Genomic DNA, 16,096 nt, shown 5'->3' on the forward strand with positions numbered 1-16,096 from the left:
TCAGGCCCGGCGCATCGCCAGCACGAGATCGGCGGCGCGATCGCCCGATCGCACCGATCCCTCGATGGTCGCCGGCAACCCGGTATCGGTCCAGTCACCGGCGAGAAACAGGTTCTTGAAGGCGGTGACGGGACCGGGCCGCAGCGCGTTCTGCTCCGGCGTGGCTTCAAAGGTGGCGCGGCGCTCGCGCACGATCTGCCACGGCGGCAGCTCGGTGGCGACGTCGATGCCGGCGGTCCGGCAGATGTCGTGCCAGAGCGCGCGCGCCAGTTCCTCGCGCGGCATGTCGATGAGCCGGTCGGCGTTGCTGATGGTGATCGACAGCCGCTGCGGAAACGCGAACAGCCATTCGACCAGCCCGCCGACCACGCCGGTCAGGTCCGGCAATCCCGGTGGCGGATCGAAGCGGAAATGCGCGTTGACGATGGCGCGGAATTTGGTCGGAGCGGTCAGTCCGGGCAGCATGGACATGGCCGCCCGCGGCGGCGCCGCCATCACGACGACATCGTCGATGCCCATCGCAATGCTGTCGCCGGCGCCGAAATTCAACGCGCCGACCCGGTCGCCCTGCATCTCACAGCCGCGCAGCTCGTGGCCGAAATGCACGCCGGCGCCCCCGGCCCGCAGCAGCTCGATGGCCGGCTCGACCAGCACCGCGGACAGGCCGTCGCGGGCAATCAGCGGGCGGCAGGACCGCCCGCCGGCTAACAGGGTTTCGCGGACGATGGCGCCGGCCAGCCCCGCCGAGCCTTCCGGCGGATCGACATTGAGCGCCGCCAGCAGCAGTGGCTGGACCAGCCGGTCGTAAAGCGTGCCCGTGCAGGGGATGGCATCGCCGACCAGCCGGCTCGGCTTCGACCAGACCAGCGGCATCAGCCGCAGATAATCCATCACCGAGGTGTCCGGGACACGGCGGGACTTGTCGAACAGCCAGGTCGGAATTTTGCTGTTGCCGAGATCGAGCAGCCAGCGTTTTCCGCTCGCCAGGTCGATGAACGGAAACTGCGCGGTTGCCGGCCCGACAAGGCCTGCCTCGGTGCCGATCGACCTGGCATAGGCGACGGCGTGGCTGTTGCCCGACAGCAGCAGGTGGTTGCCGTTGTCGATGGTCAGCTGCGTCGCTGCGTCGAAATAGGAGCGGCAGCGACCGCCGGCCTGCTGGGTGGCCTCGTGCACCTCGACCTGCCAGCCGGCATTGACGAGGCGAACCGCCGCGGAAAGGCCGGAAATTCCAGCACCGATGATGTGAACTGTTTTGGGCATCAGATGATCGCGTATTGCAGCAGGATGGCAATCTTGGACGCCTTGCCGAGGCGCACCGGATCGCGCGGCAGCGCAAAGCCGCGCTTGACCAGCAGTTCGAGAATCTTGCGATAGTATTTCGACATGATGCGCGGCGCCCGCACCAAACGCCGCTTGTTGCGGCTCATGATCTCGTCGGCCTTCTTGAAATGCATCCGTGCCCGCAGCACCAGCGGCGCGCAGACCTTCGGCAGCGCCGGGCTGGCGATCACCACCTGGGGATCGCTCGACGTGATGCCGGCGTGAAACAGCATCTCGCGCGGCAGATACAGGCGCCCGATGCCGGCATCCTCGTCGATGTCGCGCAGAATGTTCGTCAATTGCAGCGCGCGGCCGAGGTGATGCGCCAGCAGAATGCCGTCCTCGTCCGGCAGGCCGAACACCTTGACCGACAGCCGGCCGACGGCGCTGGCGACACGGTCGCAATACAGATCCAGCGTCGCCTCGTCGGGCGCGCGGATGTCGGCGGGAATATCCATTTCCATGCCGTCGATGACGGCGATGAAATCTTCCTTGCGCATGCCGAACTGCTTGATCGGGCCGACATAGTCGCGCACGCGGGCTGGCGGATGGCCGTCATAGAGCGCATCGATATCGCGCCGCCACTGCGCCATGTCGGCAAGCCTGACGTCGCGCGGGCCATCGGAGTCGGCGATATCGTCGACCTGACGGCAGAAGCTGTAGATCTGGAACATGGCCTCGCGCTGGGCGCGCGGCAGGATCCGCATCGCCGCGTAAAACGAGCTGCCTGCCGCAATGCCCTGAGGCTGTTCGACTTCGGACGTCATCTGCTGGTTCATGCGCGGGGCGTCGATCGGGACAACGGCGCGCTGCCGGTGGCGCGGCGCCACAGGAAGCCGGCGATGCCGCTCAGGGCGAAACCGGCCATCGCCGGCTTCGACAGGTGGACATTGTCGCTGAGCGGATCGCGCACCTTCAACAGGTTCAGGATCTGCCAGGCGAAGGTTTCGATCACCGCGATCTCGCAGCCGAGCCGGATGTCCGTCACGTGCCCAGCCAGGGTCTGGCTCTGCACCATCAGGGTCTCGGTCTTGGCCGCCAGTTCGCGGATACCGGCCAGCAGCGCTGGCGAAGACTTCGGTTGGGCGAGATCCGCGATGCCGGCGCCGTGGCGCGCAAAGGTCTCGGCGGGAATGTAGACGCGATCGAGGTCGCGATAGTCGGCGGCGCAATCCTGCAGATGGTTGTTGATCTGCAAGGCCGCGCACAGCGCGTCAGAGGCCGGCCAGGTGGCCGTGCTCTCGCCGTGCACATCCAGCATGAAGCGGCCGACCGGCATGGCGGAAAACGAGCAATAATGAATCAGCTCATCCCAATTGGCGTAGCGCCGCTTGGTGACGTCCATGCGGAATGCCGTCAGCACGTCACAGGCGTGGCGCGGCGGCATCGCCCGCTCCGCGAGTGCCGAACGTAGCGCCAGCGCCTCGGGCTGGGCATCGCCCTGCCCGAGCAGCCCCGCCTCGAGCTCGTCGAGCAACGCCAGCTTGGCCGCATCGCCAAGCTCGGCGTGATCGGCGATGTCGTCGGCGGTACGGACGAAATTGTAGAAGGCGAGAATCAGGGCACGGTGGCGCGGATGAATGATCCACGACGCCACCGGGAAATTCTCGTCGCGATGGGTCTTCCCAGATCGCAGGTCGCTCGCAGGGGTCATCAGGAACTGGCTACGTTGGTTGGAACATGGTCACCCGCGTACCGCCCGGGCCCGAAAAGGGCCATGGACGGATCGGGTCGCGCCCCCATATAGGGGAAATCCGCCGGCTAGACCAACGCCAATCTGCCGACCGGAACTTTCCGCGGCGGACTGGGCAGTTGGCCCGCCCTCCGCGCGGCCCAGGCCTTACTGGCCGTGGCTTACCAACACCTCGTTGCAGGCCTTGGTCAGCTTGGGGCGGTTTTCCTTGAGGCAGGACAGAATGACAAGGTCACCCTGATCCATCAGGGGGCGGCAAAAGCGCTGGACGTCGCGGGTACAGGCCTTTTGTTCCTGCTCGGTGCCGCTTCGCTGTTGCTGCTGGGCCAATGCGCCCGTCGAGGCAGAAACAGAAACCACCGCCAGTACCAAGAAAATTTTACGCATTGTCTTCCTTCAATATAGGGGGATTCAGCCCGGATTCTGCATAGCATATCCAGCGTGGTTCGCACCGTTGGCAAGGCCTGAACGTCAGGCCCTCGCGCTGTTTAGCGGCGAACGATGCAGCCGTGCCACAGGAAACATTGCGATAGGCCGAATTTGTGTCCACGCTACGCCGAGGAGGTGGCCTCGCCCGCAATCCAGGCATTCGGCTCTGCGGGAACTTTTGGTCGCAAGCCACCCGGCAACATAAATGCTTCACCTCCTGCGGAATAACATCGCATCGCGGAGCACACCATCGCTTGAACCAAAAGCACCGCAGCGACACTTAAACTTCGATAGGACGCGACGTATATCTCGACGCGGCATCGTCATCTTGATGGGGAAAGTCGATATGCAGAGCTTTGCTGAAAGTTTCACCGCGCGCGCGATCAAGGCGGCGAGCATCGGCGCCGCGTTGCTGTTCTCGGTATCCGCCGGCCATGCGCAATCGGGTCCGTTTGCCGGCTTCGACGGCTCGTGGAGCGGCAACGGCACGGTCTCGCTATCGGATGGTACCACCGAGCGGATTCGCTGCCGGGCAACCTACAAGGTCGACGGCGGTAACGCGCTGAAGCAGACCCTGCGCTGCGCCAGCGACAGCTACAAGTTCGACCTCTCGAGCGACGTCACCAGCCAGGGCAACCAGGTGACCGGAAGCTGGAGCGAGGCCAGCCGCAATGTCTACGGCAACCTCAATGGCCGCGCTGGCGGCGGCCAGATTGACGTGTTCGTCGAAGCGGCCGGTTTCGCAGCCACCATCACCCTGACGACCCGCGGCAACCGGCAGTCGGTGTCGATCAGTTCGAAGGGCGAGATCCGCGGCGTACAGATCAGCATGGTCAAGGGCTGAGGTACATTCCCTGCCGTCGCCCGGCCTGCGCGCAACTGCGCGCCAGGACCCGGCGACCCGGCAGCACCGGCAGTTGCGATTTATCACAAGCGCCTGCGTATACCGGGTCCGCCGCTTTCGCGGGGGATGACAGTCGCGTGCGTGGTGCCCCAGTCCCTACTCCGCCGGCTTGGCCAGCACGGACGTCCCGGAAATCTTCTGCTGCAGGTTGATCAGCCACATTGCGGTCGGACGCAGGATGAAAAGGTCGGCGAACAGGGCCGCGACCATGGCGAAGGCCGAGAGCCAGCCGAACAGCCGCAGTGACGGCAGATCCGAAAACACCGTGACGACGAGGCCGCAGGCCAGCACCACCGTGGTCAGGATCAGCGCCGGCCCGACCAGCACGGTGGCCCGCTCCACCGCGATCGCGGGATCGGTGCCGGGCGTATCTTCCAACCGCAGGCGGTTGAGGAAGTGGATGGTGGCGCTGAGGCCGAGGCCGAACGACACCGTGAGGGCCACCACGCTGGCAAATTGCAGCCCCTCCCCGAGCAGCCACAGCACCGTGCCCGACAGCACCACCGGGAAGATGCCGGGCAGGATGCAGGCGAACATGACCACCCAGGAGCGGAACGCCAATCCGATGAAGATCGCCACCAGCCCGAATTCGATGGTCAGGCCGTGGTTGAGCTTCTCGATCATGCCAGCGGAATTGCGCGCCGCGATCGCCGACAGGCCGGTCACCGCGATTTCGTAGCCGGGATGCTTCTTGCGGATGTCGTTCAACTGGCTGTCGAGCTTGTCGACCACCGGCAGGATCGCGCTTGAATCGAGGTCCGGTACCCGGCCGGACACCACCACCGCCATCTGATCGGCGGAGATGAAGCGCCGCACCAGATGTTCGGGGAGCAGGCTGACATATTCCTTCAGCGTCGCCACGTCGTTACTGCCCGCCTTTTCAGCCAGCCAGCGGCGCAGCGTTTCCAGCGACCAGACATTGCCGACGCCAGCCGACTTCTCCACCATCGAATGCACGTCGGCGATGGTCTGCAGGGTCTGCGGCGAATACAGCGTCTCGCCCTTGGGGAACTCGATCAACACGTCGATCGGATTGGCGCCCGTCAGCTTGGCATCGAGACGACCGGAGGCGGCCACCGCCTGCTCCTTGTCCGGCACCTGGTCAGCGAGGCGATAACGCGGTTCCAGATTGGCATAGATGACAGCCAGGCCGCCGACGAGAACGACCGAGATCAGGCTGAACAGGCCCGGACGGCCGACCATACGCACCGCGATCCAGTAACAGAAGGAGCGTAGCGCGTTGACGCCGGCGTCGGCGGTCTGGAACTTGGCGGCAAACACCTTTTCGTTGCGTACCAGCAGCACGCCGAACACCGGCACCAGCGACAGCACCGCCAGCAGCGCAATGACGGTGGCGGCGAGACCCGCCTCGCCGAAGGCGCGGATCAGATCCGAATCGGAGAACTGCAAGGCGAGAAAGGAAATGCCGGCGGTGGCGTGGGTCAGCACGCAGGCCGGGCCGACCACCAGGACCGCGTTCTTGAACGCCGAATACTTGTCCTCGCCCGCAATCAGCCGGTCGCGCGCCGCGAAGGTCAGCTGCATGGAATCCGCGAAGCTGATCACCATGATCAGCGGCGTCATCACGTTGAGGAACATGTTGAGGCTGAAGCCGGCCCAGCCCAGCGCGCCCAGCGCCAGCAGGATCGCCAGGAGCGGCGGGAATGCCGCCACGATCATGAACGACACCTTGCGGAAGAAGATGATGGCGATCAGGCAGCCGGCGAGAATGCCGGCGACGTTGTAGATCAGGCCGTCGCGCTCGACCGCGTTGCGGATCTCGAGCTGCATCACCGGCACGCCGGAGAGCTGCTTGGTCAGCCCACTGTCGGCCAGATCGTCGTTCATGATCTTGCGGATCTCGCCGACGGCCTTGCTCAGCTTGTTGTTGCTGACCACCGCCGGATCGAGCGACAGCACCACAAGGGCCAGCGTGCCGTCATCGGACAGCAATTTGCCGCGGATGATCTCGTTGTTCTTCACCGTCTCGATGAATTTGTCGTAGGCGGCCCCTTCCGGCAATTCCGACGGGAACAGCGCCGCCGGCAGCTTGCCGGGCGCCGGCGCCTGGCGCGCCGAGAACAGCGAGATCAGCCCGCGCACGCCGTCGACCAGCTGCAGATCGGTGACGAGGTCGCGCACCTTCTCGAGGTTCTGCCGTTCCAGCAGGGTCTTGCCCTCGACCACCACCAGCACGTCGAACTCGCTGGACGGAAAGCGCTTCGTCACTTCCTCGTACTGCCGATATTCCTTGCTGTCGGAGCGGAACAGCTGGCTCAGCGAATCGTCGATCTTGATGCGCTGGATGCCGAAGATGGCGCCGACCACCAGCGCCAGCAGGATAATGCAGGACAGCACCGGCGCCTTGACCGCAATCAGGCCGATGCGCTCCAGCCCGAAGGCGATGCTCAGCGACCGGCGACCCGATGGAGAGAGATCGGCGTCGCGGGAATTCTTGTCGTGCATGGTGCGTCCAGTCCTGTCGTCGGCGTCGTTTGCCTAGCTAGCGTCCCGGGCAGGAATGAGGCTGAGAGCGCCGCAGCGACCAGCATTGGCCCTTGAAAACATGCAGTAAATTTGGCGTTGCGAGGTTTAGCAGGTCCGCATGACGACTCGCAAGGCGGCGGCAGCGCGGCGATTGCGTTCCCGGTCACAATGGCGCGAACACCCGCGATGTTTTCGTTCAGGCCCTTGAGCTCGCAACCGGGCCAGGACCGGCAATCTGCGACGGTCGTCCGCTGTCGTCCTTCAGCGCCACGCCGGTGACGCCGCGGGCGAGGCCCGCGCGCGCCAGCCAGGCGATCTTGAAGGCGGCCTCGTCGTAGCTCAGCCCGGCGGCATGGATGTTGGAGACGCAATTGCGTTCGGCATCGGTCAGGCCGGGCTTGGGCGCAAAGGTCAGGTAGGCGCCGAGACTGTGCGGCGCCGACAGACCGGGCCGCTCGCCGATCAGCACCACCACCATTCGCACATTCAGCAAGGCGCCGATGCGATCGCCAAGCGCAACGCGGGCACCGCCTGCCACCACCGCCGGCCCAAGGCCGATCCCCGCCTCCGCCAGCCGCGGCAGCAACCCGCGCACCAGGCCTGCGGCATGGGCGTTGACGGCGGCCGGCGACAGCCCGTCGCCGATCACCAGCACCATGTCGCAGGGCGGTTGCTGGCGCTCCGCCAAACGCGTCTCCGAGGCAGCATCGAGCAACCGGCCGAGATCGGGGCGTTTCAGATAATCGCCGCGGTCGGCGACCTGGCTGGTCACCAGGATCGGTGTGAGGCCGAGGCCGGCCAGATCGGAGGCGAGCCGTTCCGCATCGAACGGCGCATGCACCGCGTCGCGGGCGCGGGCGTGATCGAGGGTGAAATCCAGCAGTGCACGGGTCGGAAGGCCGCCGCCAACGCGGCCCAGCGCCACCCGCGCCGGGGTCAGCGCCTTGAGATCGTCCAGCGTCCGCGGCGGGCGCGATGGCAAAGTCATTTCGTCCCGCCCAGTGAAGCCGGCGCCACGCCGGCCTATTCCGCCGGCACCGCGTCCGGCATCTTCATCGAGTAATAGGAAGCACTGGTCGTGCCCTGTGAAGCGTCCCGCGAGAACATGATCAGGTGCTGCGCAACCATGATCGAGGAGATCAGGTATTCAATCTCGCCGCGGGCCAGGCGGCGCAGTGCGAACTTCCAGAACACCGCCTTGTAATCGCCGAGGACGCCGACCTTCCAGAAGATGTTGCGCAGCATGATCAATCCCATGCGGATGTTCTTCCAGGACATCTGCTGCTTGGTGCGCGGCATGATGCGGTTCGGATAGGTATGGGTGATCTGGTACTCGTAGCGGTCCAGCAACTTTTGCGGCTGGTAGGCCGCGCCCATGCAGGCGCGCCATGAATTGACCACGTCGTGATACGGCAGCAGGAATTCGACGTTGGAATCGCGGCCCTCGTCCTCGTTGAGACGGTCGGCCTTCTTGAGGCGATCCCACAACGGAGTCTGCGGCAAGGCTTGCAGCAGGTTGATCGTCAACAGCGGGATCTGCGACGCGTCGACAAAGTCGAGCAGCGCCTGCCCGGTTTCCGGCCTATCGGTGTCGAGACCGAGGATAATGCCGGACACCACCTCCATGCCAAAACTGTTCAGGACCTCGATCGATTCCATGATGGGCAGGACCATGTTGTGGTCCTTTTTCATCGCCTTCAGGGCCACCGGGTCCGGCGTCTCGATGCCGCAGAAGATCGTCCCGAACAGCGAATCGCGCATCAAGGCCAGGATTTCCGGGCGCTTGGCGATGTTCAGCGTGGCCTCGCAGGATAGACGCAGCACATAGCCGGTCTTCTTCTGCCATTCCACCAGATGCGGCAGCAGATCGAGCGCGGCCTTGCGGTTGCCGATGAAATTGTCGTCGACAAAATAGACCGAGCCCATGATGCCGCATTCCAGCAGCTTGTCGAGCTCGGCGGTGATCTGCTCCGGCGACTTCAGCCGCGGATTACGACCGTACAGGCCGGGAATGTCGCAGAATTCGCACTGATACGGACAGCCCGAGGAATACTGGATCGAACCCAGGAAATAGCGCGGAATCTCCGCCAGCTCGTAGGCGGGGATTGGAAATTCGGTCATATCCAGACGGTCAGCGGTTTTCAGCACAACCTGCTGCGCCGGACGCCTCGTGTCGGCCGCAAGAATGTCGATCAGCCGGTCGGTGGCGTCGCCAAGTTCGCCGCAGTGCAGATAGTCGAAGGCCGGATAATATTCTGGACATGACGACACCGACGGCCCGCCGATCGCCACCGCCAGGTCGTAGCCGTGGGCGCGGTGACAGATCTCGTTCATCTGCGGGCGCTGGATATGCATGCCGCTGACGAACACGGCCTCGGCCCACAGGAAGTCTTCAGGCGTGGCCGGACGGATATTTTCGTCGATGAAGCGGACCTGCCAGTTCGCTGGCAGGTAGGCCGCGATCAGCAGCAGGCCCTGCGGGGGCATGAAGGCCTGCACACCATCGGTGAGAGGATAAGCGTATTCGAACGTGCCAAACGAAGAGGTGTATCGCGGAAAGACGCACAAAATGCGCCGTGCCGTCTGCCTGCCCTCAGCTCTCATCGAGTGTCCTCTGTGAAGTCGTCCGCGCACCGCCCCTTGGTCGCGCAACGCTCAGTCTAATCCCTTGGATATCAAGCGGTTCCGTCAAACGTAACAGTAATCAATTTAATCACTGCTGGACAGGCTGGGCTACAAATTCTTCAAGATTGTGGCGGAACCCGACCCGGCCAATCCCGGCGAGCGCGCCTGTTTGAAGCCGGGATGACATCTTTTTGACGTCGGCGATCGGCTCGGTCGGCGGGCGCGGTCGGAAAAGACTCCGGCACACCTGCCGGCCCCTGCGTCGGCGTCGATGCGAAAGCAAAAAGGCCCGCATCGTTGCGGGCCTTCGTTTGTCTGGAGCAGAGCGGAAGCTTAGAAGCCGCCGCCGAGGCTGCCGAGGTTGAAGCGGTAGTTCAGGCCAGCCTTGATGGTGTGCTCGTCGTTCTTGATGTTGCCAACGACAGGAACGGTGAAGTTCGCGGTACCGAAGTCATAGTACTGGTACTCGATCTTGCCCGACCAGTTCGCGGTGAACAGATATTCCAGACCGCCACCGACGGTGTAGCCATCGCGGCCGCCGTTGCCGGAGAAGCCGTTGCTGAAGCGCGTGTCGGCCCAGGCGTAACCACCCTTGACGTACAGCAGGGCCGGGCTGCCCCAGGTGTAGCCGAGACGGCCGGTGACCGAACCGAGGCCGCGGTTGGCGAAGCTGCTCGCGGTGTCCAGCCAGCTATAGTTGGCTTCCACGCCGAACACCCAGTTCGGGGAGAACTGCATGTCGTAACCGACCTGGGCGCCGCCCATGAACACGCCATCGTTGCCGGTTCCGAGAACGGTGTTGTTGCTGCCCGCGAACGCGCCGCCGACGTGACCGCCGAAGTAGAAGCCGGTCCAGTTGTAGATCGGCGCAGCCATCATGGCCGGTGCCTTGGTGTACGGACGGGCGGCGAGGTCGGCAGCCGAAGCCTGCGAGGCAACTGCGATCAGGGAGAGGGCAGCCGAGGCCAGAAGAAGCTTTTTCATTGTCGTTCCTAAATTTCAGCCCCGTATGGGCCATCGCGTTCGTCCGTGAACCTAGACTATTGCGCACAGATAACTGTCACTCTCCCGCAACAGACGCGCCCTTTCACCACCGACGATGGATAAAAAGCTGATGACGATATGCACGAGCGTTTTATTCACACATCGATGCATGCGCCCTATATTTGCTGCGCCATCGCCACGCTTCTGACCAACTCGAACGCGCACCGACACCTCAGACATTCGTTGTCGGAACTGTAAAGAGGTCTCGCCTGCCTGAAGCCGTCGCACGAAATCCGCAGGGCCTTGCCTGAAGGGAACCGCGCTCACTGAGGCTCGCTGGGTCTGTCCCGCTCATGACTTTCCGCTTCCGCAGCGGCACACGCGTCAACGCCGTGACATTTGCTGCGGTAATACCAGGTGCCTGCCGCGACCGCGGCAATCACCACGACGGCGAGCAGCACAAACCATTTTCGATCAACGTTCTTCATGTCTTCCCCTCTCGCGACAACATCGGGAACCGTTGATCGCACAGCTCGCCGGATTCGGCCTATCCTTCTGAGGACCACCACACGGCCTGTGGATACAGCGCCGATCTCCTCTTCGCTCGCAGCGGCCAGATGGCTGAATTTATGGCCGGCGTGATCCACCGTGCGCCTGCATCATCACGCGATCAGCCGCGCCGCGAGTTCCGGCAGCAGGCCATCCTGCGCGGTGAGCCGGCCATCGGCGCCGGCCAGGCCGGAGCGCACGAGCCAGGCGTCGAATTCCGGCGCCCGCTTGAGGTTGAACAGGTCGCGGACGTAAAGCGCATCGTGAAACGAAGTCGACTGGTAATTCAACATGATGTCGTCAGCGCCCGGCACCCCCATGATGAAGGTGACGCCGGCCGCCGCCAACAGCGTCAGCAGGTTGTCCATGTCGTCCTGATCGGCTTCGGCATGGTTGGTGTAACAGACGTCGACGCCAAGAGGCAGGCCGAGCAGCTTGCCGCAGAAATGGTCCTCGAGCCCGGCCCGGATGATCTCCTTGCCGTCATAGAGATATTCCGGGCCGATGAAGCCGACCACGCTGTTGACCAGCAGTGGATCGAAGGCGCGGGCCACGGCATAGGCGCGGGCCTCGCAAGTCTGCTGATCGACGCCATGATGGGCATTGGCCGACAGCGCCGAGCCCTGTCCGGTTTCGAAATACATCACATTATTGCCGATGTTGCCGCGCTTCAGCGACAGGCCGGCGGCATGCGCCTCTCTCAGCAGCGCAAGGTCGATGCCGAAGCTGCTGTTGGCGGCCTCGGTGCCGGCGATCGACTGGAACACCAGATCGACCGGGAAGCCCTGCCCGATCAGGTCGATGGTGGTGGTGACATGGGTCAGGACGCAGCTTTGCGTGGGGATTTGCAACCTGGTGATGACGTCGTCGAGCAGCCACACCAAGGAGCCCAGCACGGCGGGATCGTCGCTGGCCGGGTTGATGCCGATGCAGGCGTCGCCGGAGCCGAGCATGAGACCGTCGAGAATCGCCGCGGCGATGCCGCGGGCATCGTCGAATGGATGATTGGGTTGCAGCCGCGCACTCATGTGACCGCGCAGACCGATGGTGTTGCGGAACCGGGTGGTGACCTGGCACTTCTTCGCCACCAGGATGAGGTCCTGGTTGCGCATCAGCTTCGACACCGCGGCCGCCATTTCCGGGGTGATGCCAGTGGCGAGCTTTTGCAGCACCGCAGGGTGGCGGCATCCGACAGCAGCCAATCGCGCAAGCCGCCGACCGTCAGCGACGATACTGCCGCAAACGCCACGGCATCGTGGCTGTCGACGATCAGCCGGGTGACCTCGTCGTCTTCGTAGGGAATGACGGTCTCTTGCAGAAACTGCGTCAGCGGCAGATCGGCCAGGGCCATCCGCGCCGCGATCATCTGCTCGGCGGTGGCGGCGGCGATGCCGGCCAGCCGGTCGCCGGATCGCGGTGGCGTCGCTTTGGCGAGCAGGTCGCGCAGAGTGTCAAAGACGAATGAATGCGCACCGACGGTCTGGCGATAGATCATTGCAGCCCCTCGGCTGCCGCGCCTGAAGAAGTCCAGGTCCGGCAGCCGTGTCGCAAGCTAACACCGAAACGGAGCTTACGCAGCCTTGACGGTGGCAAGGAATTTATCGACCTCGCTGCGCAACTGCTCCGATTGCCGCGACAGTTCCGAAGCCGCCGACAGCACTTGCGAGGCAGCCGCGCCGGTTTCGCCGGCGGTCGCCGTGATGCCGGAGATGTTGGACGATACTTCGCTGGTGCCCCGCGATGCTTCCTGAACGCTGCGCGAGATTTCGTTGGTTGCCGCGCCCTGCTCCTCGACCGCCGCTGAAATCGCCGTCGAGATCTCGTTCAGCGCATTGATGACCTTTGTGATGGTGCCGATCGCCGCCACCGATTCGGTGGTCGAGCTCTGGATGTCGCCCACCTGCTCGGCGATCTCCGCAGTCGCCTTGGCGGTTTGCTCGGCTAGCGACTTGACCTCCTGCGCCACCACCGCGAAACCGCGCCCGGCCTCGCCGGCGCGCGCCGCTTCAATGGTGGCATTGAGCGCCAGCAGGTTGGTCTGCGCCGCGATGTTGTTGATCAGCTCGACCACCGTGCCGATCTTCTGCGCACCCTCCGCGAGACGATTCATCTTCACCGCGGTTTCGTCCGCGTCGCGCACGGCCGCACTCGCGATCCGCGAGGATTCGTTGACCTGGCGCGAAATCTCGCTGATCGAGCTGGTGAGTTCTTCGGTGGCCACGGCGACGGCCTGCACACTGGATGTCGCTTCACGCGAGGCCATGTCGACGACTTGCGACTGCGATGCGGCCGAGCTGGCCGACGAAGTCAGGCTCTGCGCCGAGGTCTGCAATTCGTTGGAGGCCGAGGCCACGATGGTGACCACGCCGCCGACCGTCTTCTCGAAATCCGCCGCCAGCCGGTCCAGCGTCGCCCGCCGATCGCGGCGGCCTTCCTCGATATAGACCGAGATCGCCAGATCCATGTCGAGCATGGCGGCCTTGATGATAGCGGTCTGCAATGCGGCGCGCTTGGTCTTGGCGCTGGAATCGAACCGGCCGAACGGCATCCGCTGCGCAATAGCGTCAACCAGCCCGGTGACCAGCGCGTTGTAACCGCCGATGTACCAGCGCGGCTCCAGGCCGAGCTTGTTGTGCACCTGGCCGATCTTCGTCACTGACGCCTGGTAGGTATCGTCGAAACGGCCGTCGAGGATCACCGTCCAATGCTGGATCTGCATCTTCTTGGCGTGCATCATGTGCTCGCGGCTTTTGAAGAACGCGGCGGTCTCGGAAAATTTGGAGATGTGGTCGTAAAACCGGTCCATGATTTGCGGCAGCTCAGCGAGCACGAATGATTTCCCGTTGCGCAAGGTTGCAATCGTCTCTTGATCGATCAGATTGAACTTCAGGCGCTCGGAAATCGTATTGTTGCTGCTCATGGGAATGCTCCGCTCGAATTCTGTGTTCGAAAAATTGATGGGCAACAGATGTCGCCCGTGGCTGAACCAGCCCACCGCAATACGCACTGGAAGCGCGACCTCGACATCACGAAGCTTATGCTTTCAGACGTCTTAAGCTCGCTATCAAACATAGCGCCAAGAGGGTTAACTGGGGGTGGGTGCCCGGCACCGTAGAATTACTGGGATTTGCTTAACAAAAGCAACTCGTCCCTGTCTTCCGGAATTGGTTACCGGCGGCGAACGGGACGACACGCCCCTTGGGAATTGAAGCCGCCGGACGTCAGCGCCTTTTGTCGATGAAGTGCATTCCATACACCGATTGCGAATCGAAGGCTTCGAAAGACAATTCGGTCGTCTCCGCCCGCCCGGCATCCGCGGCAACGTTGCCGTCTTCGATGCAGCGTATGCTACGCGGCCCGGACCGTAGCGAGGAACTTCTCCATCTCGCCCCTGAGCCGCGCACTCTCCCCGGACAGCAGTTGCGCTGACGTCAGCACTTGCGACGATGCCGTGCCGGTATCGCCGGCGCCCCGATTGACCTCAGCGATGCTGGCAGCGACCTGCGCGGTTCCGTTCGCAGCCTGCTGAACGTTGCGGGAAATCTCCCGTGTCATCGTACCCTGCTGCTCGATCGCAGCAGCGATCGTCGACGCGATCTGCGACACCCTGCCAATCGTCCCGCTGATCTCGTTGATCGCCACCACCGATTCTTCCGTGGCCAACTGCATTTCGGCGATCTGGTTGCTGATCTCGCTGGTCGCGCTGGCTGTCTGCGACGCCAGTGCCTTCACCTCCTGGGCGACGATCGCGAACCCCCGTCCCGCTTCGCCGGCGCGTGCGGCCTCGATCGTGGCATTGAGAGCCAGCAGGTTGGTCTGGGCTGCAATGCTCGTGATCAGTTTCGTCACGTCACCGATCCGGCTCGCCGCGAGCGACAGCTTGGCAATACGCGCGTCCGCACGTTCCGCCTGACCGACCGCCTCGTTGGTGATCGCATTGGAATTCGTCACCTGTCTGCCGATCTCCGCGACCGATGCTGCCATCTCCTCGGTCGCAGATACGACTGACTGGACATTGCCGGAGGTCGCATCAGAGACCACCGCAACTGCGCCACCGAGTTGTTGGGTTTCAGCGCTGCTTTTGGTCAGAATGGTCGCCGAATGTTCAAGTTCGCTCGATGCGGTGCCGACCGCCTCGACGATGTTTCCAACCGCGGACTCAAAACTCCGGGCGAGATTGTGCAGTTCGCGGCGTCGCGTCTCGGCCAGCTCTCGGCTCCTCGCCTCGCGCCCGCTGGTTTCCCGTTCGGCCCTGGCTATCGCTTGAATTTTGAACTCTTCCACCGCCCGCGCCATCTGGCCGATTTCATCGAAGCGATCGAGACCGGGCAACTGAACGCCAAAATTTCCCTGCGCCAGTTCACGCATCGCAGCGGACATCACGATCGCGGGGCGGGATATGCTCCGGCCGATCAGGAACGAGACGATCACACCGACAACGGCCATGGCCAGAACAATTCCCCCAGCGTCCATTGCTGCTGCTCAAGTCGCATGCCGGCGCGCGCGATCTCGCGATCCTTGCCGTCATTGCTTGACAGAATGAGATCGTCGGTCAGCGCCTCGATATCCTTGAAGTGCCGCTCGGCCCCCTTGATGAACAACAGCGCCGATCCTGCATCGCCATCGGCCATCTCGATCGCATTCTTCGATTGCTTGAGATAGCCGGCGACCGACGTCTTCAATTTTTCAAAGGCCGCCGGCTTGACCGACGCCCCATCATGCCCGCTTTCGACCGCCTTCAGCGCCTCGGAGATCCTCGCCGAGGCGACCGACGCCTCCTTGGAGACGCCCTGGATCTTCTTCTCGTCCTGCTCGTTGGCCGCAGTCGCCGCGAGTCGGTAAAGCTTGGCGTGCGCCGTCCAGATCACCGTATTGAGTTCGTTCACCAGTTCGGATTGCCGTACCGGCCCGGAAATCAGACCGTCCACGCTCGCCTGGTTCATGCGCAGGTTCTGCAGGGCATATGCGCCAACGCCGATCAGAACCATGACCAGAAAGGCCGGGGCCAGTTGGACTTTCCACGCTAGGCCGATATTCTTGGCTCGCTTGAACATATTCTGAATCCATCAAACAGCGCGCCGGGAAAAGCGACCCGGCACGAC

At 63.6% G+C, this 16,096-nt stretch carries 11 protein-coding genes and 2 pseudogenes; 1 reads left to right on the top strand and 12 read right to left on the bottom strand.

What is annotated here, in order from left to right; genetic code table 11:
- The 4 genes from hpnE to ONR75_RS22890 all read right to left on the bottom strand — a co-directional run bounded on the left by hpnE (position 1) and on the right by ONR75_RS22890 (position 3,403).
- The gene (gene hpnE, locus ONR75_RS22875) at positions 1 to 1,263 is read right to left on the bottom strand and encodes a hydroxysqualene dehydroxylase HpnE (protein ID WP_265079257.1); all 1,263 of its coding nucleotides are present in this window, start codon (positions 1,261 to 1,263) and stop codon (positions 1 to 3) included.
- On the bottom strand, positions 1,263 to 2,102 hold the full coding sequence (hpnD, locus tag ONR75_RS22880) for a presqualene diphosphate synthase HpnD (RefSeq protein WP_265079258.1): 840 nt from the start codon (positions 2,100 to 2,102) through the stop codon (positions 1,263 to 1,265). The genes hpnE and hpnD overlap by 1 nt, the downstream gene beginning before the upstream one ends.
- Positions 2,099 to 2,977, bottom strand: coding sequence for a squalene synthase HpnC (gene hpnC, locus ONR75_RS22885; protein ID WP_265079259.1), 879 nt, complete (start codon positions 2,975 to 2,977; stop codon positions 2,099 to 2,101). The genes hpnD and hpnC overlap by 4 nt, the downstream gene beginning before the upstream one ends.
- Positions 2,978 to 3,163: 186 nt before the next feature.
- Complete coding sequence (locus ONR75_RS22890; protein WP_265079260.1) at positions 3,164 to 3,403, bottom strand: hypothetical protein; 240 nt, start codon at positions 3,401 to 3,403, stop codon at positions 3,164 to 3,166.
- A 388-nt stretch (positions 3,404 to 3,791) separates the two neighbouring features.
- On the opposite strand from ONR75_RS22890, the gene ONR75_RS22895 reads away from it, so the two are divergent.
- Complete coding sequence (locus ONR75_RS22895) at positions 3,792 to 4,289, top strand: hypothetical protein (RefSeq protein WP_265079261.1); 498 nt, start codon at positions 3,792 to 3,794, stop codon at positions 4,287 to 4,289.
- Positions 4,290 to 4,445: 156 nt separating this feature from the next.
- On the opposite strand, the gene ONR75_RS22900 is transcribed toward ONR75_RS22895, so the two are convergent.
- The 8 genes and pseudogenes from ONR75_RS22900 to ONR75_RS32920 form a co-directional block, all read right to left on the bottom strand.
- Positions 4,446 to 6,815 (bottom strand): efflux RND transporter permease subunit, encoded by a 2,370-nt coding sequence (locus tag ONR75_RS22900; protein ID WP_265079262.1) that lies wholly within the window; start codon positions 6,813 to 6,815, stop codon positions 4,446 to 4,448.
- Positions 6,816 to 7,032: 217 nt separating this feature from the next.
- Positions 7,033 to 7,824, bottom strand: a complete 792-nt coding sequence (gene eutC / locus ONR75_RS22905; RefSeq protein WP_265079263.1) for an ethanolamine ammonia-lyase subunit EutC — start codon at positions 7,822 to 7,824, stop codon at positions 7,033 to 7,035.
- Between the two features lie 35 nt (positions 7,825 to 7,859).
- Positions 7,860 to 9,440 (bottom strand): B12-binding domain-containing radical SAM protein, encoded by a 1,581-nt coding sequence (locus tag ONR75_RS22910; protein WP_265079264.1) that lies wholly within the window; start codon positions 9,438 to 9,440, stop codon positions 7,860 to 7,862.
- Positions 9,441 to 9,794: 354 nt separating this feature from the next.
- A complete protein-coding gene (locus tag ONR75_RS22915) occupies positions 9,795 to 10,445 on the bottom strand; it encodes an outer membrane protein (protein WP_265079265.1) in 651 nt (216 codons plus the stop codon).
- A 323-nt stretch (positions 10,446 to 10,768) separates the two neighbouring features.
- Complete coding sequence (locus tag ONR75_RS22920) at positions 10,769 to 10,933, bottom strand: hypothetical protein (RefSeq protein WP_265079266.1); 165 nt, start codon at positions 10,931 to 10,933, stop codon at positions 10,769 to 10,771.
- Positions 10,934 to 11,107: 174 nt separating this feature from the next.
- A pseudogene (locus ONR75_RS22925) lies at positions 11,108 to 12,489 on the bottom strand (ethanolamine ammonia-lyase subunit EutB).
- A gap of 75 nt (positions 12,490 to 12,564) precedes the next feature.
- The gene (locus ONR75_RS22930; protein ID WP_265079267.1) at positions 12,565 to 13,914 is read right to left on the bottom strand and encodes a globin-coupled sensor protein; all 1,350 of its coding nucleotides are present in this window, start codon (positions 13,912 to 13,914) and stop codon (positions 12,565 to 12,567) included.
- 428 nt (positions 13,915 to 14,342) lie between these two features.
- Positions 14,343 to 16,048: pseudogene (locus tag ONR75_RS32920) on the bottom strand (methyl-accepting chemotaxis protein).
- Positions 16,049 to 16,096: the final 48 nt, after the last annotated feature.

It is taken from the genome of Rhodopseudomonas sp. P2A-2r (assembly GCF_026015985.1).
Taxonomy (GTDB): domain Bacteria; phylum Pseudomonadota; class Alphaproteobacteria; order Rhizobiales; family Xanthobacteraceae; genus Tardiphaga.